At 63.6% G+C, this 22,424-nt stretch carries 21 protein-coding genes and 1 tRNA gene; 10 read left to right on the top strand and 12 right to left on the bottom strand.

Annotated features, from left to right (window positions below):
- Positions 1-11 precede the first annotated feature (11 nt).
- Positions 12-911 carry a polyprenyl synthetase family protein gene (locus NDB2M4_RS05590; RefSeq protein ID WP_072371178.1) on the top strand — a complete coding sequence of 300 codons (900 nt, stop codon included), beginning with the start codon at positions 12-14 and terminating at the stop codon, positions 909-911.
- Between the two features lie 236 nt (positions 912-1,147).
- On the opposite strand, the gene NDB2M4_RS05585 is transcribed toward NDB2M4_RS05590, so the two are convergent.
- The 6 genes from NDB2M4_RS05585 to NDB2M4_RS05560 all read right to left on the bottom strand — a co-directional run bounded on the left by NDB2M4_RS05585 (position 1,148) and on the right by NDB2M4_RS05560 (position 6,138).
- The gene (locus NDB2M4_RS05585; protein ID WP_072371175.1) at positions 1,148-1,840 is read right to left on the bottom strand and encodes an outer membrane protein; all 693 of its coding nucleotides are present in this window, start codon (positions 1,838-1,840) and stop codon (positions 1,148-1,150) included.
- Positions 1,841-1,999: 159 nt separating this feature from the next.
- Positions 2,000-2,509, bottom strand: a complete 510-nt coding sequence (locus NDB2M4_RS05580; RefSeq protein WP_083555824.1) for an EF-hand domain-containing protein — start codon at positions 2,507-2,509, stop codon at positions 2,000-2,002.
- 30 nt (positions 2,510-2,539) lie between these two features.
- Positions 2,540-3,838 carry a flavodoxin-dependent (E)-4-hydroxy-3-methylbut-2-enyl-diphosphate synthase gene (ispG, locus tag NDB2M4_RS05575; RefSeq protein ID WP_072371172.1) on the bottom strand — a complete coding sequence of 433 codons (1,299 nt, stop codon included), beginning with the start codon at positions 3,836-3,838 and terminating at the stop codon, positions 2,540-2,542.
- Between the two features lie 80 nt (positions 3,839-3,918).
- Positions 3,919-4,728, bottom strand: coding sequence for a metal ABC transporter permease (locus NDB2M4_RS05570; RefSeq protein WP_072371169.1), 810 nt, complete (start codon positions 4,726-4,728; stop codon positions 3,919-3,921).
- Complete coding sequence (locus NDB2M4_RS05565; protein ID WP_072371166.1) at positions 4,728-5,630, bottom strand: ATP-binding cassette domain-containing protein; 903 nt, start codon at positions 5,628-5,630, stop codon at positions 4,728-4,730. The genes NDB2M4_RS05570 and NDB2M4_RS05565 overlap by 1 nt, the downstream gene beginning before the upstream one ends.
- Positions 5,631-5,637: 7 nt before the next feature.
- Complete coding sequence (locus NDB2M4_RS05560; protein ID WP_072371163.1) at positions 5,638-6,138, bottom strand: transcriptional repressor; 501 nt, start codon at positions 6,136-6,138, stop codon at positions 5,638-5,640.
- A gap of 121 nt (positions 6,139-6,259) precedes the next feature.
- Between NDB2M4_RS05560 and NDB2M4_RS05555 the strand changes: the two genes are divergently transcribed.
- The 3 genes from NDB2M4_RS05555 to NDB2M4_RS05545 all read left to right on the top strand — a co-directional run bounded on the left by NDB2M4_RS05555 (position 6,260) and on the right by NDB2M4_RS05545 (position 12,580).
- Positions 6,260-7,522, top strand: a complete 1,263-nt coding sequence (locus tag NDB2M4_RS05555; protein ID WP_083555822.1) for an acetyl-CoA C-acyltransferase — start codon at positions 6,260-6,262, stop codon at positions 7,520-7,522.
- Positions 7,523-7,814: 292 nt separating this feature from the next.
- Positions 7,815-11,066, top strand: coding sequence for a hypothetical protein (locus NDB2M4_RS05550; RefSeq protein ID WP_072371157.1), 3,252 nt, complete (start codon positions 7,815-7,817; stop codon positions 11,064-11,066).
- 167 nt (positions 11,067-11,233) lie between these two features.
- On the top strand, positions 11,234-12,580 hold the full coding sequence (locus NDB2M4_RS05545; protein ID WP_072371154.1) for a vWA domain-containing protein: 1,347 nt from the start codon (positions 11,234-11,236) through the stop codon (positions 12,578-12,580).
- 237 nt (positions 12,581-12,817) lie between these two features.
- On the opposite strand, the gene NDB2M4_RS05540 is transcribed toward NDB2M4_RS05545, so the two are convergent.
- The gene (locus tag NDB2M4_RS05540) at positions 12,818-13,666 is read right to left on the bottom strand and encodes a fumarylacetoacetate hydrolase family protein (protein ID WP_072371151.1); all 849 of its coding nucleotides are present in this window, start codon (positions 13,664-13,666) and stop codon (positions 12,818-12,820) included.
- Between the two features lie 205 nt (positions 13,667-13,871).
- Here NDB2M4_RS05540 and NDB2M4_RS05535 point away from each other — a divergent pair, with 205 nt between their 5' ends.
- Positions 13,872-15,662, top strand: coding sequence for a methanol/ethanol family PQQ-dependent dehydrogenase (locus tag NDB2M4_RS05535; RefSeq protein ID WP_072371148.1), 1,791 nt, complete (start codon positions 13,872-13,874; stop codon positions 15,660-15,662).
- A gap of 28 nt (positions 15,663-15,690) precedes the next feature.
- On the opposite strand, the gene NDB2M4_RS05530 is transcribed toward NDB2M4_RS05535, so the two are convergent.
- Positions 15,691-15,780 (bottom strand) — tRNA-Ser (locus tag NDB2M4_RS05530).
- Between the two features lie 359 nt (positions 15,781-16,139).
- On the opposite strand from NDB2M4_RS05530, the gene NDB2M4_RS05525 reads away from it, so the two are divergent.
- Positions 16,140-16,532, top strand: a complete 393-nt coding sequence (locus NDB2M4_RS05525; RefSeq protein WP_072371145.1) for a hypothetical protein — start codon at positions 16,140-16,142, stop codon at positions 16,530-16,532.
- Between the two features lie 287 nt (positions 16,533-16,819).
- Positions 16,820-17,056 carry a hypothetical protein gene (locus NDB2M4_RS05520; RefSeq protein ID WP_072371142.1) on the top strand — a complete coding sequence of 79 codons (237 nt, stop codon included), beginning with the start codon at positions 16,820-16,822 and terminating at the stop codon, positions 17,054-17,056.
- 103 nt (positions 17,057-17,159) lie between these two features.
- On the opposite strand, the gene NDB2M4_RS05515 is transcribed toward NDB2M4_RS05520, so the two are convergent.
- On the bottom strand, positions 17,160-17,345 hold the full coding sequence (locus NDB2M4_RS05515; RefSeq protein WP_072371139.1) for a hypothetical protein: 186 nt from the start codon (positions 17,343-17,345) through the stop codon (positions 17,160-17,162).
- Positions 17,346-17,777: 432 nt separating this feature from the next.
- Here NDB2M4_RS05515 and NDB2M4_RS05510 point away from each other — a divergent pair, with 432 nt between their 5' ends.
- A complete protein-coding gene (locus NDB2M4_RS05510) occupies positions 17,778-18,143 on the top strand; it encodes a hypothetical protein (protein WP_139247090.1) in 366 nt (121 codons plus the stop codon).
- Between the two features lie 86 nt (positions 18,144-18,229).
- Here NDB2M4_RS05510 and NDB2M4_RS05505 read toward each other — a convergent pair whose 3' ends face one another.
- The 3 genes from NDB2M4_RS05505 to NDB2M4_RS05495 all read right to left on the bottom strand — a co-directional run bounded on the left by NDB2M4_RS05505 (position 18,230) and on the right by NDB2M4_RS05495 (position 19,782).
- The gene (locus NDB2M4_RS05505; RefSeq protein WP_072371132.1) at positions 18,230-18,442 is read right to left on the bottom strand and encodes a hypothetical protein; all 213 of its coding nucleotides are present in this window, start codon (positions 18,440-18,442) and stop codon (positions 18,230-18,232) included.
- A gap of 39 nt (positions 18,443-18,481) precedes the next feature.
- Positions 18,482-19,126, bottom strand: coding sequence for a DUF4166 domain-containing protein (locus NDB2M4_RS05500; protein WP_072371908.1), 645 nt, complete (start codon positions 19,124-19,126; stop codon positions 18,482-18,484).
- Positions 19,127-19,200: 74 nt separating this feature from the next.
- Positions 19,201-19,782: a GbsR/MarR family transcriptional regulator gene (locus NDB2M4_RS05495; protein ID WP_072371129.1), complete on the bottom strand. Its 582-nt coding sequence runs from the start codon at positions 19,780-19,782 to the stop codon at positions 19,201-19,203.
- Between the two features lie 277 nt (positions 19,783-20,059).
- Here NDB2M4_RS05495 and NDB2M4_RS05490 point away from each other — a divergent pair, with 277 nt between their 5' ends.
- Positions 20,060-20,890 (top strand): transglutaminase-like domain-containing protein, encoded by an 831-nt coding sequence (locus tag NDB2M4_RS05490; protein ID WP_072371126.1) that lies wholly within the window; start codon positions 20,060-20,062, stop codon positions 20,888-20,890.
- Positions 20,891-20,998: 108 nt separating this feature from the next.
- Entirely contained in the window at positions 20,999-22,384 is a 1,386-nt protein-coding gene (creD, locus tag NDB2M4_RS05485) for a cell envelope integrity protein CreD (RefSeq protein ID WP_171988028.1), read from the top strand.
- Positions 22,385-22,424: the final 40 nt, after the last annotated feature.

Below are 22,424 nucleotides of genomic sequence, written 5' to 3'. Positions count from 1 at the left end.
GTACTCTGAGAATGACGTTCATGCAAAGGCTCGGCGCTGCAGCGGGCCTTATCGAGCAGCGCCTCTCCGAATTGCTCGCAGAATGCGGGCCGGAAAAGGGCGAACGCCTCGCTGATGCGATGGAGCATGCGCTGCTTGGAGGCGGCAAGCGCTTCAGGCCGTTTCTCGTCGTTGAAACAGCGAGACTTTTTGATGTGGTCCCGGACAAGGCGATGGACGCCGGTGCGGCCTTCGAGTGCGTCCACTGCTATTCGCTGGCGCATGATGATCTACCAGCGATGGACGACGACGACCTGAGACGCGGGCGTCCGACGGTGCACAAAGCGTTCGACGAATGGACCGCCATATTGGCCGGCGATGCCCTGCTGACGCTCGCCTTCGAAATCATGTCGCGTCAGGGGACCCACCCTGATGCTGCGGTACGGTCGGAGCTCACGCGGCTACTCGCACACGCCGCCGGCGGCCGCGGGATGGTGCTCGGTCAGATGCTGGACCTTGCCGCGGACAAGCGAGGCGAACCGGCGGCTCCGACGATCGGGCATGTGCAGCGGCTGCAGGCGCTGAAAACCGGTGCGCTTCTCGCGGCAGCGTGCGAGGCCGGCGCTGTACTGGGCGGGGCGACAGGCGAAATGCGCGCGGCGGTCAGGCGCTATGGCGAGCATCTTGGGCTGGCCTTCCAGATTGCCGACGATCTGCTCGATGCCGAAGGCGACGCCGAAACGGTCGGCAAAGCGACGGGCAAGGACCATGCTGCGGGAAAGGCGACGCTCGTGTCGCTGCTCGGGATCGAGGCTGCACGCGCAAGGCTCGAAGACGCCGTGCGTGGCGCCGAGCGCGAGCTAGCTCCGTTCGGCGATAAGGCCGCTACGCTGATCGAAGCGGCACGCTTCACAGCGAGCCGTGGGCACTAGTCGTATTTCTGGCTGACGCGAGTGGCGGGATGCTTGGCTTGCGACGATCGTCGCGCGAGCTGATAGCCGGCGCATCTTTGCGCCGCCGATTCACGCCCTCGCTGATAGGTGCTCGGACGATCGGGGCGTGACGCCGGGCGCCCTTGGCGCCTTGCCGCTTCGCGGCATGGGGGTCTGAGCTGAAAGCAAAAAGGCGCCCGCAAGGGCGCCTTTCGATTAATCGATCACCGCTGACGTCAGAAGTGGAAGTTGACGCCCGCGCGCACGGTGTGGAAGTCGGTATCTGTCGTGTAGGTGCCGGACGGGCCCGACAGCGTCTGTTCGCCGAGATCGACATAAAGATATTCGGTCTTCAGCGACCAGTTCGGCGCGAACTTCCACTCCATACCGCCGCCGAGCGTGTAACCCGAGGCGATCTCGTCTTTGCTCATCGAAACGCTTGGCGTCGTGATGCTCTGATTGAGATCGGCGAAGGCCCAGCCGCCGGTGAAGTAGATCAGCGTCGAACCAGCGGCGTAGCCGATGCGGCCGCGCACCGTCGAGAACCAGTCGATGTCGGTCTGCACGTTGGCGAAGCCGCTGTTGAGCGACGTGGAGTCGCTGATGTCAGCGCCTTGCAGGTCGGCTTCCATGCCGAGCACGAGCCAGTTGAACTGCGCGTTGTAGCCGATCTGGCCGCCGCCGTACCAACCGTCCGGATTGAGCGAGCCGCTCGCACCATTGTAGTAGGCGGGGTTATCATTGCCCCAGCCGTAGCCAGCGTTGGCGCCGAAGTAGAGGCCTTGCCAATTCCACGCGTTGTGCTCGCGCACCGGCTCGTAGATCGGCTCAGCGCGCGGCGGTGGCGGTGTATATGGTCCCAAGTCTGCGGCGGATGCGCAGGTCGTCCATGCGCCAGCGGCGAGGCCGGCAAGCAGCAGCTTTTTCATGATTAGATCCCCGTTCGTCTGATGACGATTGCGCTCTTAACGTTCAGAGAAGCGCGCAGGTTCCCGTCTCGTGCGCGGGCTAGGCCATAAAGCTATGCAGCTCCAATGGCCTAAGCTTGGCGAAGGAGAGTCGAAATCAGGGAAGGAATTTGACGTCGGCTAGTTTGGCAGGCCGGGCGTCTTCTTTTCACGCGGATCGCCGGATTCGGCCTTCTTGTTGTCGAAGATCTGCTCGCTGTGAGCACGCGCGCCCGCGACTTGGTTCGCCGACAATCTGCATTCGTTGTTCTTGTCGAGCAGGGCAAACGCCCGGTTCGGCCGTTCGACAAATTCCATGCGGTCGACTTTGCCGTCCTTGTTGGAGTCGTAGTAGCTGAAATCAGCCGTCTCGAACATGCGATCGATGGAAATCACCTTGGCGTATTCGGCGCTGTCGAGAGCGCCGTCACGGTTGGTGTCAGCGGCGTCGAAGAGCTCGCCGGCGTACGCCTTCCATTCATCGCAGGTGACGATGCCGTCGCGGTTGCGATCCCAGTTGCCTGCAGCGGACAGGAATACGCGATCGACATCGGGAACGGACGAGCCAGAGCACGCCGCGAGAAGAAGCGCGAAGGCACTCACTGGACCGACGTGCAAAGCGCAGCGCAATGCGGGTGTTTTGATCTTCATTGTCGTTTCCCCCAATGCACGACCGCGCCTCTAGGCCGTGTGACGTTCTTCAGTCGACGCTTCGTTCTTTTCTGCCGCGCCGGCGTGATGGCCCCCGCCACCGAATCGACGCTCGATATAGTCTTCCACGAGCTGCTGGAATTCAGCGGCAATGTTGGGACCGCGGAGAGTTGTCACCTTCTTTCCGTCAATGAAGACGGGGGCGGCGGGTGCTTCGCCGGTTCCGGGCAGCGAGATGCCGATGTCGGCTTGCTTCGATTCACCAGGGCCGTTCACGATGCAGCCCATGACCGCGAAATTGAGCGTCTCGACGCCGGGATAGCGCGTGCGCCATTCGGGGATACGGTCGCGGATCATGTCCTGGACGTTGCGTGCGAGCTGCTGGAACACCGTCGACGTGGTGCGGCCGCAGCCGGGGCACGCGGTGACGATAGGCATGAATGAACGCAGGCCCATCGATTGCAGGATTTCCTGAGCGACGCGCACTTCGAGTGTGCGATCGCCGCCAGGCTCGGGTGTCAACGAAACACGGATGGTGTCGCCAATGCCGGACTGGAGCAGGAGGCCGATGCCGGCGGTGGAGGCGACGATACCCTTCGAACCCATGCCTGCTTCGGTGAGGCCAACGTGCAGTGCATACTGGCTGCGCCCGGCGAGCAGCGTGTAGACCGCGACGAGGTCTTGCACAGCAGACACCTTGGCGGAGAGGATGATGTCATTCGCCGACATGCCGAGTTCCTCGGCGCGCTGCGCGGAGATGAGAGCGGACTGCACGATCGCCTCGTGCATGACGGCGCGCGCATCCTTGGGCGAATTGGAGCTGGCGTTCTCGTCCATCAGGCGCGTCAGCAGCTCTTGATCGAGCGAGCCCCAGTTGACGCCGATGCGCACGGGCTTGGCGAAGCGCAGCGCGGTCTCGATGATGGCCGCGAACTGGCGGTCCTTCTTATCCTTGAAGCCGACGTTGCCGGGATTGATGCGGTACTTGCCCAGCGCTTCGGCGGCGGCGGGATTATCCGCGAGAAGCGTGTGGCCGTTGTAGTGGAAGTCACCCACGAGGGGCACGCTGACGCCGCGCTGCGCAAGGCGGTCGCGGATGTGGGGCACGGCCTTGGCGGCTTCATCACGGTCGACGGTGATGCGCACAAGCTCGGAGCCGGCCCTGGCGAGAGCTGCAACCTGGGCGGTCGTTGCCTCGATGTCGGCCGTGTCGGTGTTGGTCATCGATTGGACCACGACAGGCGCGCCGCCGCCGACGATCACGTCCGCAATACGGACGGGGTGGGTGCGGCGCCTCTCGGCGATGAGATCGGTGGGCGAAGCCCGCATGGGTGCCGTTTCCGCCAGTTGAACCAACCGTCTACCTAATCCAGTGCCGACAAGTTGGCCAGAGGGCGGCCGAAATCACACTATCCACGTGGCCGGTTGGCGCGGCTCAGCGAGGCCCAACTGAGCGAGATGGCCGCCAAAACCGACATAATCAGCACGATCGAGGGGCCGCCGGGGCTGTCGAACGTGGCGGAGAGCCACAGGCCGGATATGACGCTGCCTGCCGCAATGAGGGCCGTCAGGGCAACCATGCGCTGCGGGGTGCGCGACAGCGGACGGGCGGCGACGGCGGGCACGACCAGGAACGCCATCACCAGCAGGATGCCGACGATCTTCATCGCGACGGCGATGGCGACGGCGAGCAGCACGATAAAAGCGGTGCGCACCAGCTCGCGGTCGACGCCCTCTGCGGCGGCGAGATCCTCATGCACGGCCAGACGCAGCAGCGGCTGCCAGAGCCAGGCGACGATGGCGAGCACGATAGCGCCGCCGATGAGGATGATGGCAACGTCTTGTCCGGTGACGGCGAAGACATCGCCGAAGAGGAAGCCGGTGAGGTCGACGGGCGCGCCTTTAATCATCGAAGTGGCGATGACGCCGGCGGCGAGGGCTGCGTGATGCAGCAGGCCGAGGATGGAATCGAGCGCGACGACTTTCTGGCGCGAGAACCACAGCAGCAGGGCAGCGACGGCGAGCGCAACAATCAGCACGCCCCAGGTGACGTCCATCTGCAGCGCGAGGCCGAGGGCGACGCCGATGAGGCCAGCCTGGGCAACCGTCTCACCGAAGTAGGCCATGCGCTGCCAGACAACGAAGCAGCCGAGAGGCGCGGCAACGACGGCAAGCCCCAGGCTGGCAATGAGGGCGCGCAAGAAGAATGGCTCGAGCACTATTCGTCTCCGCGCGCAGGGCGGCTCGGCTCACCGTCTCCGCCCGCCTCGTCGGCGGCTGCAGGCTTAGGCATGCCGGCAAGGTCGTGGCTATGATCATGGTGATGGCGATAGAGGGCGAAGGCGCGTGCAGCCTCGGCGCCGAACAGGCGCCCATATGATGGATGCTGCGCTACGGCCTCGGGCATGCCCGAGCAGCAGACGTGATGGTTGAGGCAGATGACGCGGTCGGAACGGGCCATGACGATGTGCAGGTCGTGCGAGACGAGCAACACACCGAAGCCGGCTTCATCGCGTAGCCGGGCGATCAGGTTGTAGAGGTCGGCTTCCCCGCTGTAATCGACGCCCTGAACCGGCTCGTCGAGCACGAGCAGGTTCGGCTGGCGGAGCAGGGCGCGGGCGAGGAGCACGCGCTGCGTTTCGCCGCCGGACAACTCGCCGAGCTGCTGGTGACGCGCCGAGGCGGCGTCGACGTGCTCCAGTATCTCGTTGATGTGCGTATCGGAATAGCTGCCGCCGAGCCGGAGGAAGCCGTCGACCGTCATCGGGATGGCGATGTCGCTATCAAAGCGCTGCGGAACGTATCCGATCTTCAAGTCGCGGCGGCGGTGCACCACCCCGCGGTCGGGGCGCTCCAATCCGAGCAGCACGCGCACCAGCGTGGTCTTGCCGGCGCCGTTGGGCCCGATGAGGGTGACGATCTCGCGGGCGTGGATATCAATGTCGACGTCGATGAGTAGGTCGCGGCCATGGCGCGAGACGCAGATGCCGCGGGCGGAGATGAGCGCGACGGAATCGACTGGCTGCGAGCTGGCATCGCCATGGCGGTGCGCGCAGGCATGGCCAGAGCCATGACCGCACGGCGCCAGAGCCGGAGCGGCCGGTCCTTCGCGCTGCGACATCGGTGGATCAGTCCTTCTTAGACTCGCAGTTGCGGCACAAGCCCGACACTTCGACGAACTTCACGCGTGGGTGGAACGAAGCCTCGCGCGCCAGGCGGTCGATGGTGTCGAAGATGCCCTCGGAGTCAACCTCCTGCACGGCATTGCACTTCTCGCAGGAGAGAAAGATCGGGCGGCGGCCGGTGCGATGGTCCATGCGCCGGCAGGCGAAGAAGGCGTTCTTGCTCTCGAGGCGATGGATGACGCCGGCTTCGAGAAGGGCGTCGATGGCGCGGTAGACGGAGATGGGCGCAAGACGCGTGCCCTTCTCGGCCAGCTTGGCGAGGATATCGTAAGCGCCGATCGAAGCGTGCGTCGCGGCGATCTCCTCGAAGACGTCCTGGCGAAGCTTGGTGAAGCGCAGGTTCTTCTCGGTGAATGCCTGGTTAGCTCGTTCGACGGCTTTCGCCAGTTTGCGCTCTGCCTGGGTCGTCGACAGCGTCTGCTGTTTGGCGGTGGCCTCGGTCATCGCTTCATCCCGAGCGTTTCTATTTGCAGTTACTCTATACCACCGGCTTTCGCGAGCATAGGAGGCATGCGGGAAAGGGATCATAAACCTACCCGATAGTGATCCCTTTTCCGCCAACTTCATGTGGTTGCTAGCAGTACCGGAAGGAAGTCGGGAGCCGGCGCCGATGGGGCGCCATCGTTCGCTCTCTAACGTATTCAATCTCCGAGAGCCCCAAATAGAAAATATGCCTTCTCAATCCGCGTATATTATCGCGGCACGGCGGACAGCCATCGGTCGCATCGGTGGACTGCACAAAAGCCGGCGCCTGGAAGAGCTTTGCGCTCCGCTGATCGGCGTTGCACTGCAAGATAGCGGTGTCGATCCGGGGCAGGTCGACGAGTTGATCGTCGGCAACGCTTCGGAGGGCGGCAATCCGGCCCGGCTGATCGCACTGGCTGCCGGGCTGCCCGAGATCACGCCAGCGGCGACGATCGACCGGCAATGTGGCTCGGGTCTCGATGCAATAGTCGCCGCCGCCCGGTCGATATCTCTCGGAGAATCCCGCGCCATCGTTGCCGGCGGCGCGGAGGCGATCTCGATGGCACCCTGGCGTGTCGCCAAGCCGCGTAGCCTGCAGCAGCTTCCGCGCTTCCTGAGCTACGACCCCGGTGCCGCAGAAGAGCGCGACGGGCCGTTGCATCTTGAATCGAGCGAAGCGCTTGCAGCGCGCCTCGGCATCAGCCGCGCCGATCAGGACGCTTACACTTTGCGGTCCTATCTCAAGGCGGAACAAGCGCGCGAGAAGAAGCGCTTCGTCGGTGAGATAGCGCCGATCCGCTCCAATCCGGAGGAGGCGCGCGATCAAAGCTCGTCGGCGCCGGACTTCAAGGACTTGGCGCAACTGGCCCCCTATCTTCCGCCGGATGGAACGCTGACGCCGGGCAATACCTCGACGCTGCACGATGGAGCTGCGGTCGCGGTCGTCGTCTCGCACGAGGTATGGTCATCACTCGGCAAGCCACGGGGCCTGCGGCTACTGGCGCACGCGACGCGCGGCACCTCGCCTGATGACGAGGCTGCGGCGCCGATCGAAGCGATGAGGAAGTTGAAGGCCGGATACCGCGGCTACAAGGCATCCGACATCGGCGCGATCGAGATCAGCGAGTCCTCGGCGGCGCAGGCCATCGCGCTGGTGCGGACCCTCGAACTGGACGAGGACATCGTCAACGCCGACGGCGGGGCGATCGCACGCGGACACCCGTTCGCGGCGGCAAGCTCGGTGCTGGTGACGCGGCTGTTCACGCGGATGGCGCGCGGCGAGAGCAAAGGCCCCTCGCTGGGCATTGCGACGCTTGGCGTGGCGGGCGGCATGGGCATTGCCGCACTTTTCGAAGCGGTCTGACGCGATCGCTCGCCCCATACCCAAAACCTACTCGCAGTTGGGCGCGAAGTGCCCAAATTAACGTTACGCTTGCATTTACATCGGCCTCTGCCCAAATCTCGCTAGAGCGCGCGCTGGACGTCCCGGCCACTCGGACACCCGTAACAACATCCAAGTGCATGGGATCGCCGCAATCCTGCCCCGAAGTGGCCAGGAGCTGTGGTCATCCTGCATCGTCGCGTGACCTTTGCGCCGCAACGAAGCGATGCGGCGACGGATTGTCCGGCACCGGCCGGTTGAGCGGGATATGCAGATGGACGTGAATCAGACTTTCGACGCGGTGATGGCCAACCCGGCCGCATACGCGCGCAACATCCTTCTCGGCGTGCTGGTGATCGCCGCGCTGATCGCCTTGTTCAAGGTGGGCCCGCGGCTGTGGCGGGTGATCGAGGACGTCTTCTTCTCGAACTGGCAGCTCGCGATGCTGGGAACGGCAGCGATCGTGCTGTCGCTGGCCGGCGGCTGGACCACCTGGGACGGCATGACGAATTTCACTGGCGAACCGGTGCTGTCTTTGATGTTCACCTTCGGCATTCACGGCGTGATGCTGATCGTGGCGTGGCTGATCGGCGAGAGTTTTGCCACCGGCATGAGCTCGGTGCCGCGCGGCGGCTACGCGCGGGTGACGGCGCCTCTGGTGGTGGTAATCGGTCTTGCCGTTGTGCTGCTGACCGCGGCCGTCTCGTTCTACCAGTGGAAGCACGGCATCGAGGCCGATTACTGGATCCAGGCGCTGGCCGCGGGCGGACTGTTGTTCGGCGTGCTCGGTCTCATTACAGTGTTCGCGCGCACCGATATCGTCGCGCCGTATGCCCAGGCGCTCCGCATCATGGCGAAGAACTCGATGCTGTGGGTGATGTTCCTCGCCTGCATGTCGACATCGGTGTTCTTCTCGTTCGACAGCCGCTTCAACGTGGTGTTCCCGAAGGAGCAGCGTGAGCGCGTCTCGGAGCTGCGCGCGACGAACCAGGTTTCCGGCATCATCGCGGACATCGGCGACACGATCGCCAAGCAGGAGCTGGAGCAGACGTCGGCGCTGTTCCAGAGCGAGGGCTGGCATGCCTACGAGGGCCAGCTCGACCAGCTCGCCTCGGCGGCGCAAAGCTCAACCGGCGAAATCGAGAAGTACTTCAACGACCAGATCGAATTGCGCAACCGCGCCATCAAGGAGCAGCAGGAGCGTATCACCACGGCTCAGAGCGGGCAGGCGGGCCTTGCCGGCAAGAAGACGTCGCTGACGGACGAGCTGGCGCGCCTCGAAGCCGACCGCTCGACGCTGGCGGCGGACTACGCCTCAACGAAATCGGAGCTGGATAATCGTGCAAAGGCGATCGATGCCAAGCGCGTCGAGGCGATGGCCGAGAGCAAGGGTGTCGAAGGTACGCTGAAGGAAGGGCGCGGGCCGGTCTATCGGCAGATCATGGGCGACCTCGGCAAGATGCAGGCCGCCTACAAGATCCAGGACGACCGCGTCAAAGATGCCAAGAAGCGGCTCGACACGGCGGAAACGCGCATCTCGCAGATCAAGCGCGAGCTGGCAGTCGTCGACGGTGAACTCGCCAAATACAAGGGCGAGGAAGAGACCGCGTCGCAGCGCATTCAGATGACGCAGCAGAACACGAGCGCCGAGGACACGAGCCAGCGGATCGATCCGGGCCGCATGCTGCCCGCGTTCGAGACGGCGCGGGCCGAGTTCCGGCAGGCGCCGACCGCTGAGCGGCTGGCCGAGGTGCAGCAGCGCTGCTCGCAGCTCTACAGCGCGATGTACTCGGCCGATGTGACGAAGTCGAAGGTGTCGGGCATCGACTGCGATCCCAAACAGGCGACGGAAGCGGCGGCATCGTTGTTCACGCTGCAGAGCGGCACCAAAACGTTCAATGCGAATTGCGTCGGTGGCGACAAGCTAGCGGCACAGCGCTCCACGGATGCGCTGTTCGGCTTTGCGGTAAAGTGCCTTTCTGACAGCGGACTGCCGAGCAAGCAGACGGACGAGCTGCGCACCAAGATCTCGTTCGCCGAGATGAACCGCGACGACAAGGCCCATCGCTTCGTGGTGTCGTGGAACGCGTTCCAGGACGGTAACCGGCTTGCATATCTGGCGCTGGCGATTGCCATCGGCATCGACTCGCTGATCTTCATGACGGGCCTGTTCGGGGCGAACGCTGTGCGCTCGCCGCTGGCGGACGTGCCTTCGCCGAAGGGTCGCAACTCGCAGCAGCTTGAAGCGATCGTCGAGAATGCGCTGCTTCCAGACACGTTCGAGAACGCCCAGGCGACGCTCAACGCGATGCGACCTATCACCAATGCGTCGGGCTTCATGGCCGAGGTGCGTCCGGAGCGGCTCGATCCGCACACGGCGCAGCGGGTCATCGGCGTGCTCAATGCGGGGTCCACTATCAACGCCGTCGAGTACGACGAGGCGGCCGGGCGGTACCTGGTACGGGCGGAGCTCTACGAGTTCCTGTCGATCGTGTCGAAGCGCTCGTTCGAGGCGGACAAGTCGAACGTCGATATCGCGGAGCTGGAGAAGCTCGTCGGCGTCGCGCTGCTGCCGAACATCAACGAGAACGCCGACACGGTGCTGCACTACATGCACCCGATCGATGAGGATCGCGGGTTCACGGCGGAGATCAACCTCGGCGAAGTGATCGACGAACACCGACGTACGGTGCGTTCGACGCTGAACGCGGGCGCAACGCTCGGGAGGGTGCAGCGGCGCGGAAAAGGTGCTGACGAGTTCTGGATCCACAAGGATCTCTACAAGACTCTGGCGCGCATCCGGGCGCGCACGCTGACGGCCGACTACGGCGCGCCACGCCTAACAAACGGGGCTGCGACGCAGCGCGCGAGCTTCGGCGGATCGCTTACGCAGCGGACGCAGTCTTTGGAGCAACTGACCGAGCCGACGCGGGCGCTGGAGCACAAGCCTGTTGCGAACGAGGAGACGACCAAGGCCATTCGCAACAATTTCCTGGAACAGCTGCTGGCGGCGCTCAACCTGAGGCCGGAAGCATGGGAGCGGGTTTCGGGCAGCGCGCACATGGCGGCGATTGCGGCGAATGAAGCCTTCAATCGCGCACGCCGGGCGCACGCATCGCTCGACGCGCTGTTGCGCACGCGGGACGACGAGGCACGGCTTTCGTTCGATGAAGCCTATTCGATGATCAAGAGCACGCTGCAGCCGCATTCGAGCTGGGAGCGGCAGATGCTGGACGACGCATACCAGGAGCTGGACCAGCATTGGCCGGTGCTGATGCTGCTGCCGAACGGTCCGTTTGAATTGGTGCTGCGCGATATCGTCGAAAAGCTGGAGCCGGATGCAGGTGGCGGCGCGCTCACCGCGGATCAGCAGTCGCTGCTGGACATCTCGCGGGCGCTGTTCGAGGCCTTCCAGGCGAACTCGCGTTCAGATGAAGCCGCCTGGCGCCGCCTCGGCACGAGCATCACGGCGGCACAGCATGCAGAAGCGCGCGTCGCGGCCGGTTCGACCCCGATGCTGCAGTAACGCACTACAAAGGACGTCGGAGCGCCCCCTGTTGCGGATGAGCAATGCGGGGCGCTCTACTTTTTTCGGCCATTGCATCGACCCCGTTTCGCCATCGCACCTGCCCGCTTCCGCCGCGCGCGCGATTTAAGTTGCGCGCACATTTTCAAAGGCGAGGAGATATTGCGATGTCGATAATGCGATACGCGGCGCTCACCATTGCGCTGGCCGCTCCGCTGATGAGTGCGCGGGCAGGCGAAGTGAAAATCGATGCCGAACTCGGCCAAAGCGTAATTGCCGCCAGCAAGCCCGGAACGGTCTACCTGCGCTTGAGCCTCAAAGGCCTTGCGGCCGAGAAGCGCGGACGGCGCACGCCGATCAACGCGGCCATCGTCATCGACCGGTCCGGATCGATGCAGGGACAGCGGATCGAGGCCGCGCAGGAGGGCGCACGGGTGGCGCTGAAGCGCCTTTCCTCCGACGACAAGATCGCGCTCGTTGCCTACAACCACAATGTCGACGTGCTCTCGGCCGCGGCGCCGTTGCGCGATCCTGAGCGGCTCAACGCGGCGATCGACAAGCTGGAGGCCAGCGGGACGACGGCGCTTTATGCAGGCGTCGAGGAAGGCGGGCGGCAGGTCGAAGAATACCTGTCGGAGAACGGCGTCAATCGCGTGGTGCTGCTTTCGGATGGGCTTGCGAATGTCGGGCCGTCGCAGCCGAGCGATCTCGCCAAGCTAGGCCGCAAACTCGCTTCAAAGGGCATCTCGGTTTCGACGATCGGGCTTGGCCTCGACTACAACGAGGACCTGATGCAGCGGCTGGCGGCTGCATCTGACGGAAATCACGCGTTCGTCGAGCGGCCGAGCGACTTGGCTGAAATCTTCGATCGTGAATTCGGCGATGCGCTGGCGGTTTCGGCGCGCGACATCACGATCATCATCGAGTGCAAGAGCGGATTCACGCCCAAGCGCATCCTCGGCCGCGACGGCAGCATCGAGGGTGACAAGGTGACGTTGAAGCTGAACCAGCTTCAGGCGGCGAACGAGCGCTATGTCGTGATCGAGATGGAAGGCGCGGATACGCACGGAGAAGGTGCGGCGGACGTTGCCGACGTGCGCGTGACGTACACCGATCTCGACAGCGGCAAGGCGGCCGAGGCGGAGGCCAAGCCGACGGTGCGCTTTTCTAGCAATGCGAAGGAGATCGACGACAGCCTCAACAAGACGGTGATGAGCCAGGTGACACAGCAGATAGCGACCGAACAGAGCGAGAAGGCGGTCGAGCTGCGCGACAAGGGCGACATCACCGGAGCGCGCAAAGTTCTGGAGGACAACGCGCTGTACCTGAAGCGGTCGCGCGATACCTATTCCTCCGGGGCAGCGCCCGCGGCGACGTCGTCGATCAAGGGCCTGAGCGATTTGGAGAAGCAGAGCGTAGAGGCTGCAAACAACCTCGATGAGGAAGCTTGGAGCCGCACACGCAAGATGATGCGCTCCGAGCAGCACAAGGCGAAGGTGCAGCAGGCTTATTAGGTCTGGGTGACACGAGCCGCGGGAAGCTTTGCCTACGGCTGGCGTTGCGCAAGTTGAGGTCCGCGCCACTATTGCGCTGTCGATTCACGCCCTCGCCGAGACGCTCGGGCGATCGGAGCGACGGCGCGGGCGCCCTTGGCGCCTGAGCATGGCAGCGGAGCTGCCATGCTGACGAGACACGCTGGGTCCCGGGTCGGCGCTCGTCTGTCGCCTCGCTTGCCCGGGATGACAGAAAAACTAGGGCTGGAAGGGGATGACCTTGGAGCGCTGCTCGCCGAGGCCTTCGACGCGAAGCAAAAGCTCATCGCCCGCTTTCAGGTACTCAGGCGGCTTCTTGGCGGAGCCGACGCCGGGCGGGGTGCCGGTGGTCACCACGTCGCCGGGGTCGAGGACCATGAAGCGCGAGATGTAGGCGAGCAGGAACGGAATCGAGAAGATCATCGTCGCCGTGGAGCCGGTTTGCTTGCGCTCGCCGTTGACGTCGAGCGACATGGCGAGGTTCTGCACGTCGGCGATCTCGTCGGGCGTTGCGAGGAACGGGCCGAGCGGGCCGAAGGTCTCCGCGGACTTGCCCTTCACCCACTGGCCGGCGTGCTTCACCTGAAAGCGGCGCTCAGAGACATCGTTGCAGAGGCAGAAGCCGGCGATGTGCGCCATGGCATCCTTCTCTTCGACGTAGCGCGCCCTGGTGCCGACGACGAAGGCGATCTCCACCTCCCAGTCCATGTGGCGCGCGTCCTTGGGGTACATGATGTCGTCGTTGGGTCCGACGATGCAGTTGGGCGCCTTGTTGAAGAGGATCGGCTCGGCCGGAATCTCCTGGTTCGTCTCCTTGGCGTGATCGGCGTAGTTGAGGCCAATGGCGATGAAGTTGCGGGTGCCGGCGACAGGGGCGCCGATGCGCACACCTTCCGGGACGAGCGGCAGGCTCGCCGGATCGATGGCGCGCAGCTTGTCGAGCGAGGCGGGCGAGAGCGCAGCGCCGGCGAAGTCGTTCACGTGGGCGGAGAGGTCACGGATGTTGCCCTGGCTGTCGATGAGCCCGGGCTTCTCGCTGCCGGGCTGGCCAAAACGCACAAGCTTCATGGATCGGCGCTCGCTGGTGAGATGATGGAAGGAATGGGCGGGATAATTATGCGGTACTCGCTATCGCACTCTGCCTCCCGGGGCAACTCGCCAGCTGCGGGAATTGGGAATCTGCGCGCCAGTCCAGACCGTTAACGGAAAGCGGCCGCCGCGTGCTGCCGACTGCCGCAGCGTGAGGGGGCGCGCGCGGTGCTAAACGCGGCGCATGGCAAACCTGCTGCGCACCTGCATCGCACTGGCGGTGCTGACATTCGGTCTGCAGGCTTCGGCTGCAGCCAATGACGACCTCGAAAAGCGGCTCGGCGATGCGCGGAGCTGGGTGACAGCCGCGGGAAGCTATTCCGGCCAGCGCTTCAGCACGCTGAATGAGATCACTGCCGACAACGTGCACGAGCTGCAGCCGGTGTGGAGCTTCTCGACCGGCGTGCTGCGCGGGCACGAGGGTGCGCCGCTGGTGGTCGGTGGCGTGATGTACGTGCATACGCCGTTTCCAAACATCGTCTATGCACTCGATCTCGATCACGAGGGGCGCATCCTGTGGAAGTACGAGCCACGGCAGGACGCTTCGGTAGCGGCGGTGATGTGCTGCGACACGGTCAGCCGCGGACTCGGCTATGGTGATGGCAAGATCCTGCTGGCCCAGGCCGATGCAACGCTTGTGGCACTCGACGCCGAGACCGGCGCGGTGGTGTGGGCGGCGAAAAACGGCGATCCCAAGCTCGGCGAGACGATGACGGGCGCACCGCTCATCGTGAAGGACAAGGTGATCGTCGGCATCGGCGGTGGCGAATACGGCGCGCTCGGGCGGTTGTCCGCCTATCGGCTCTCCGACGGAAAGCCGCTGTGGTCGGCGGCGTCGGCGGGGCCGGACGCGGCGATGCTGATCGACCCGCAAAAGACGACCGAACTCGGCAAGCCGGTGGGCGAGAACTCGTCGCTCAAGAGCTGGGAGGGCGAGGAATGGAAGACAGGCGGTGGCCCGACGTGGGGCTGGATCACGTACGATCCGAAGCTCGACCTCATCTATTATGGCACGGGCAATCCGGGCACCTGGAACCCGATCCAGCGCCCGGGCGACAACAAATGGACCGATACGATCTTCGCGCGCTCGGCTGAAACCGGCGTTGCCAACTGGGTCTATCAGATGACGCCGCACGATGAGTGGGATTACGACGGCATCAACGAGATGATCCTCGCCGACATTCCGGTCGGCGGCGCGCTGCGGCAGGCGCTGGTGCATTTCGACCGTAACGGGTTCGGCTATACGCTCGACCGCGTGAGCGGCGAATTGCTGGTGGCGGAGAAGTTCGATCCAAGCGTCAACTGGGCGAGCGGCGTCGATCTGGCGACGGGGAAGCCGCAGCGGGCCCAGGCCTTCAGTCCGGAAGCGGGCGGTGAAGACACGGTAACGGAAGGCATCTGCCCATCGGCGCTCGGAGCCAAGAACCAGCAACCGGCGGCGTTCTCACCGCAAACGCAGCTGTTCTACGTGCCGACCAATCACACGTGCATGAGCTATGAGCCGTTTCACGTGTCTTACACGGCCGGTCAGCCGTACGTCGGAGCGACGCTGACGATGACGCCGGCGCCTGGTGACGCCAATCTCGGCAACTTCATCGCCTGGGATGCCACCAACGGGAAGATCATGTGGTCGGTGCCGGAGCGGTTCTCGGTGTGGTCGGGGGCGCTGGCAACGGCGGGGGGCGTGGTGTTTTACGGCACGCTCGAGGGGTATCTCAAAGCCTTGGATGCCCGCACGGGGCGCGAGCTCTATCGCTTCAAGACGCCGTCCGGGATCGTTGGCAATCCGATGACCTACGAGCACAACGGCAAGCAGTACGTTGCCGTGTTGTCGGGGGTCGGAGGCTGGGCGGGGATCGGACTTGCAGCGGGATTGTCGAGCCCGGATGACGGCTCGGGCGCGGTGGGCCTAAATCTGGCGCTATCGAACTACACGGCGCTCGGCGGGGTGCTGACGGTGTTCGCGCTGCCGTAACGGCGGAGGCAGGCGCCCTGGTCCGGGGTGGCGGAGAGGGTGGGATTTGAACCCACGATACCCTTGCGAGTATGCCGCATTTCGAGTGCGGTGCTTTCAGCCACTCAGCCACCTCTCCAAACCCGCAATTCCGGGCCGAGGCGATGCCTCGTGGCTGATGGCAAACCGGCCCGGGAAGTTCGGAACGGTGCTCTTAAGAGAAACGCGCGAGCCTGACAAGGCCCGCGTCGGGCCGCGCACGCAGGCTGGACCAAAAGTCGCCGAAACGGGCGAGTTGCGCCAGCACCGGGCGGGGTCGGCATCGGTGTGGAGGCTCTGACTGCACTTGCGCACCCCCCTCTCAGCTCTCATGCCCCCGCGCTACAACCGCGAAGCGCAACCAAAAGGGTGGACGATCGATACGCGAGTGTTGCCACTTAGGGCTAGGAGGAGCATTGCATTGCGCATAACTTCGGGCGTCGGTGGGGGCCGATTGTCATGCGTTTTTTGATCCTTTTCTTTTCACTCATTGTCATTGCCGGGTGCGCCACGATCGTCAAAGGCACAACCCAAATGGTGGCGATTGATACGCCCGGCGCGCCGGGAGCCAGCTGTGAGCTTTCTTCGCCGGGGATCGGATCGCGCAGCGTCGTGACGCCTGCCACGATCGAGCTCGATAAGAGCCAGCACAACATAGCCGTGACCTGCCGGAAGGCTTGCTTCCAGGACAGCGTTGCTATGATCCCGTCCTATACGGAGGGGATGGCGGCCGGCAACGTGATCGCAGGCGGCGTCATCGGGCTGGGCGTAGATGCGGCGACGGGCGCGATGAACAAGTATGCCGATCGCACGTCTGTTACGATGATCCCAATCCAGGGTTGCCGCGCTTAGCGTCCAACAGCCCGCGCATCTTCATGCGTGCTCTGCCCGCATTTTAGCGCGCGGAGCGCTTACTCTTGGCCCGCTTTCGCCGATACCGCGACTTCGCCTTTCTGCCACGTCGCCATACGGCAACTGGGTCTCGGCTTCGGCCCATGCAGAGAGTTGCGCCAGCACCACGCTGCCGGCGCGGTAAGACGAGCACCCAGCGGATAACGGGGATAAGGCAGGTGTGCCGCTGGCTCGCCGATCCCGGCTGACCACAAAATGCCTCAGTCGTATTACGCGGAGGTCAGTCGATGCTGAATACGCAATCTCTCGAATGGCTGATGGCATGCGAACGCCTCAAAGACGAAGCCATGGCCGTCGAACGGCAGTGCGAGTACATCCTCAACCGGTTTGAGCGTCTCGATCGCGAACCGACTGCGGCTGAACGCGATGCCCGGCGCCACGACTATATCGAAAATCGCGATCGGCTGTTCCAGCTCAACGCTGAGATCGATGCGATTTCACGGCGCCTGGAAGGCAATCACTAGATTTCAGCCGCACACGAAAAAACGCGAATTTGCGTGGCAATTTCGGTTGCCGCGCAAACTCGCGTTGAAAAGCGCTAAAGCCCCGGGAGCTTTTGTCGTGACCTCAGGCGACCGGCACGCCGACGAGGCGCCAGACTTCGCCGATGACATTTCCGAGCAGAAATGCCGACCAAAGATAAAGGCCGACGCCTGCCCACCAATGGCGGTCGTGCGACCGCGCCACGCTTTCGACGGTGTCGCGGCATGCGGCTGCGTATTCGCTCGCGACCAGCTTCAATGCCTCGGTCATTGCTGTTCCCCTTGCGATCCTAAATCCCACCAGACTCTGAGCCGATCCTGGTTAATACCTTGCCAATACGTGATTTGTTTATGAGCGTCGATCAGAAATTTCGAGGTGCAGATACCGCGACAAAGAATTATTTCGGCGGGATGCACAGTTTCAGGGGAGCATGTGCATAGCGGGCAAAACGCATTCGAGCTCATTGGTTGCCCAGATGCTGCCATGCTAGCAAATTGGGGTCGCCGTCGAATGTAAAGAGGTGGTAAATTGAAAGCGTTTTGTCTTGCTTTTGCATTTCTGCTGGCATCGCTTCCAGCGAATGCCGAGGAATTGCCGCAGACAAGTAATGCGTGGCGTGCAGTTGAGCCCGATCTAGCAGAACCGGGCAGTTACCAGTGGACCGTGGTCGATGACGCAACGGGCAGAGCACAAGCTCCGGCCGTGGCGGACGAAAGAGCCCAGAAGAGTGCTGCGGCGCGCGCTGCGCTGGCGCAGATCAGAGCAGAAACCGATCGCGTGATGGCCGAAGCCCGTAAGAACGGCGCCAAGGTTTCGCGCATCCGCTACGACTTGCGGATCCGCTGCATGGTCGAAGAGGTCGAGGTCGGATCCGAGACCCAGGCCGTATCGGCGGGCGGCATGCCCTACATCTGGGGTTCAAAGGACGAAGAACAGCCCGCCAGCGGCACGATGGAGCTTTGCGAGGTGGACTATTCGCAGAAGGTGCGCTCGCGCCCAATCGAAGGCGAAGCAGCGCCCGCCCAACCGGAAGTAGTCGATTTCAAAGTCGCCTTCCCGGTGGACTGAATGCCTGACGCGGTCCTCCCGTCTCTCGGGATCGCGTTGTCGAGAAGCGCGCCGGGGCCCGCGGGGTGTCCCGGCGCGCTGCGTTTTCAGGGACGGCGCTGACGGCGCGCCCAGTAGATGGCGAAGATGCCCATCCACAAGAGCAGCGCGACGACATCGAGCAGCGTCGAGAGTTCCTGGACGGCACGCTGCCATGGCTGATCGGGAGCGCCGAGCCAGATGGCCGCGCTCGCAACTACACCGGCAATAAGACAAAGGCCCGTGAGGACCCAGATCGTACGGACAGTTCGTCGAGTCATGGTGCGATCATAGCGATGCTACGTGCAATGCGCGAGGCCTTACGCGTCGCGGAAGCGCGCCAGTTGCCAAACCAGCCGGCCGAAGACGGCGTTGGTCAACTCAAGCGAAAAGGCGAAGCTGCCGGCGCCCAAGTCGCGGTGCTCGATAGTCATTTGGCCGGGGGAGAAGAGGCGCGGAATGGGCAGGCGCCGGTCGCCCAGCGCGAGGAAATAGCGTGCCGAGCGAAAAACAAGCGCCTCGCCTTCGACGGTGACGCGCAGCTCCATGCCGATGCCGCGGCCGACATACTCCTCAAGGCCAGTCGGGCCACGAAAGCGCTTTGCCGAGTGGATCGCCTGCGGAAAGCGGCCGGGGCGATTATAGATCCGCAACCAGCATTGGCCGCCAAGACGCTCGTCCTCGCTGACGATGACGAGTGCCGGTCCTGTGGCGCCGCTCGTCAGCGGCAGGGGCGCTCCGACGGCGCGGGCGAGGAATGACAGAAGGCGCCCAGCCCACGACAGGGAAGTGGCTTCGACTTCACCCGCGTAGATGATGGTTTGGCCCGGCGCGAGGCGCTTGGAGAAGCGCCGACGCACCGCTTCGGGAAGCTGCGCCCATGCCTCTTCGCCGAGAAGAGTGCGGAAGCGGATATCGTCGATGGCGACTTGCCTGTCAGGTGACGCGACTAACGCGGCTGGCAGCTCATTGGGCGGGCTGGATTGCGGAAACGCGGACACGGCATATCATCCTCATTCATAAATTGATGATCGAAAATTCAGGTTCGGTTTTGGCGCGGCGGCTTGCGGGATGCCTTGCCGACGAAGCGAGCGACGGTTCCGCCCATACGGATCAGAGACATCAGCGTCGGCGCGGGCAGGCGAATGAGTTCGCCGAAGCTGCGGTCTACGGTTTCGGTGAAATCGAGCATGGAGGCGAGGCGTTTGCGCACGCCCGGCCCTACTGCGGTGTCGTTCTTTGCATCGGCCAAACAGGTTCGCAGCACGGCGATGGCAGGATCAATCTCGCGAGTCTTGCGGGCCTGGGCGATGCGCCGGACCATCTCGAAAACGTCGGCTTCCGCTTCGTAGAAGTCGCGCCGGTCGCCCATCGCGTGCACACGGCGAATAAGATTCCAGGACAGCAGCTCGCGCAGACTGGTGGAAACGTTGGAGCGGGCCATGCCGAGGCGCTCGGAAATATCCTCGGCCGTCAGGGGCGTCTCGCTGAGGTAGAGGAGCGCGTGAATTTGCGCGACCGAGCGATTCACGCCCCAGTTTGCGCCCATTTCACCCCAGTGGACGACGAAGCGCTCCACCGGCCCGGGCATGAAGTCATCCCTTGCTGTAATTTCTGTCATGACAGAAATTTGCGACACGGGAGATGGACTGTCAACCTTTATGTCTGAGCGAATGATGCCGATTCAGGCGGCAGACTGCCCGCCTTTAGCGCTCGATCGAAGCGCTTTGCACGGTGCTTCAAGCGGTCGGCAGTGCTATCATTACAGTAATGAACTGCCGCTCATTCCGTCTTTTGATGTCAGCCCGCCGGCTTCGGTGGGCGCCTACTTGCGCGAAGTCACGCAGGAACTCCGCCGGCGTGAAGTGCGTTGTTCCTTCGCGAGAGGATTTGCTCATATGCTCATCAATTACGGCTTCGAGATCGCTATCTCGGTCCCACGTGCGACCCCTTTGATCTGCTTGCTCGACGTTCATCCCGAGCGCAGAGCCGATATAAACTTCGAGGCCCCTTTTCAGTCGGAGCCGGCGACACAAGCGCACACTTTTGTCGATGGCTTCGGCAATCAGTGCCGCCGTTTGATGGTGCCAGCGGGTGAGATCAGCCTTACGCTGGACGGCACCATCGTCGACAGCGGGGCTCCTGACGCCGTCAACCCGACCGCGCAGGAAGTGCCCGTCGACGCCCTCCCCAATCAAGTGCTGACGTACCTGCTGGGCAGCCGTTATTGCGAGACCGACCGTTTGAGTCAGGTTGCGTGGGACATGTTCGGCGGCATGAAGCCGGGCTGGGCACGCGTGCAGGCCATCTGCGACTTCGTGCACGGGCACATCACGTTCGGATACCAGCATGCGCGGGCGACGCGAACGGCACTCGAGGCCTTCGAAGAGAAGAAGGGCGTGTGCCGTGACTTCGCCCACCTGATGATCACGTTCTGCAGGTGCCTCAACATTCCTGCGCGCTACGTCAATGGATACCTCGGCGACATCGGCGTGCCGGCCGATCCGGCGCCGATGGACTTCAGCGCGTGGACCGAGGTGTATCTGGGCGACCGCTGGTACACGTTCGACGCGCGGCACAACAAGCCTCGCGTTGGTCGTATCGTCGTGGCTCGCGGACGCGATGCCACCGACGTAGCGCTGCTCAACACGTTCGGGCCGCACACGCTCAAGACGTTCAAAGTGTGGACGGACGAGCGCGTGCCAACCGTGCGTGCGGCGAGCGCCTGACACAAGGCGCGCTTCGGGAATTTCCCGGAATTATCGTCCAATTGCTGACTTGTTCGCGCCACCCAGGTGCGGTTGTCTCCGCGGCATCGATTGTCGTGGAGACTTCTCGTGGAAAGCCTGTCCGCAGCCGTCCAGAGGTTGTTCAGCAGCCCCGCCTTCAAGTTCTTCCTGATCTGCGGACTGATACTCATCATGACGATCCCGCTGCTGCTCGTGTGGGGTCTCGTCAGCGAACGAGAACACCGCGCCGAAGAGGTGCGTCGCGGCGTCGCCAACGAATGGGGCGGTCCGCAATATATCGACGGCCCGCTGCTGGTCGTGCCGTACACCGTCAAGCGCGTTACGGGGGAAGCCGATAAGCGCGTCGAGGAGATCGTGGAGCGGCGCGCGGTGTTTCAGCCGCAGACACTGAAGATCAGCGGCAAGGCGGCGACGAAGGTGCTGCACCGCTCGATCTACGATGTGGCCGTCTATACGGGGCTGCTCGATTTCGCCGGCAGCTTCGCAGCGCCCGACATGTCCGAAGTGGCTGCCGACATTCAGGCAGTGCGCTGGTCCGATGCGGTGCTGGCCGTTGCCATCAGCGACGTCGCCGGGCTGAAACGAACCGCAGCACTGACAATCGATGGCAGCGATAATCTCAACTTCGAGCCGAGCATCGGCGTGCCAGCCATGCAGGGCAACGGCATCCATGTGAGGCTGGCACCGGCAAAGGCGCTATTCGAGAATGGCGGTGCCGCAGCGACGGGCGCTGGCGGCATGCGCGGGTTCGACTTCAAGTTTTCGCTGGCGCTCAATGGATCGTCCGAGCTGACGTTTGCACCGGTCGCACGGCAAACCATCGTTGAACTCTCGTCGGACTGGCGCGATCCAAGCTTCATGGGCGCGTTTCTGCCGAACGATCGCGTACTCAATCCAGCGGAGTTTGCTGCGCGGTGGAACATTCCGCATCTTGCGCGCAGCGTGCCGCAGTCCTGGAGCCTTGCCGAGCAGCCGCTCGAGCGAATGCGTTCTTATGCTTTCGGCGTGCGCTTTTTCGTGCCGGTCGACTTCTACCAGCTGGTGACGCGAGCAGCGAAGTACGCGCTGATGTTCCTGGCGACGGCGTTCATGGCTGTATTCCTGCTGGAGATCGCTTCGGGACGGAGCGTGCATCCGGTGCAGTACTTGTTCGTCGGACTGGCGATGACGTTCTTCTATGTGCTTCTGTTGTCGTTTGCCGAGCAGGTCGGCTTTCTTGCAGCGTATCTGGTAGCGGCCCTGGCGACGGGCGGGCTGATCTCGCTGTACGTGGCAAAGGTTCAGCAGAGCTTCGGCAAAGGCCTGATCATGGCGGGCGTCCTCGCGGTGCTATACGGCCTGCTCTACATGATCCTGCAGCTGGAAGACTATGCGCTGATGGCAGGCGCCATTGCCGGCTTCGTGATGCTGGCCATCGTGATGTTCGCGACGCTCAACGTCGACTGGTCGGGCAAGTCGCGCAGCGCAGACTGACGGCTAGTGCCGATTGATTGGCGGATGGCGTCGTGTTCCA

The sequence above is a fragment of the Hyphomicrobium sp. NDB2Meth4 genome (genome assembly GCF_900117445.1).
Lineage (GTDB): Bacteria > Pseudomonadota > Alphaproteobacteria > Rhizobiales > Hyphomicrobiaceae > Hyphomicrobium_A.
The sequence above is the reverse complement of the archived record's forward strand: the minus strand, read 5'-3'. Positions and strand labels throughout refer to the sequence as shown.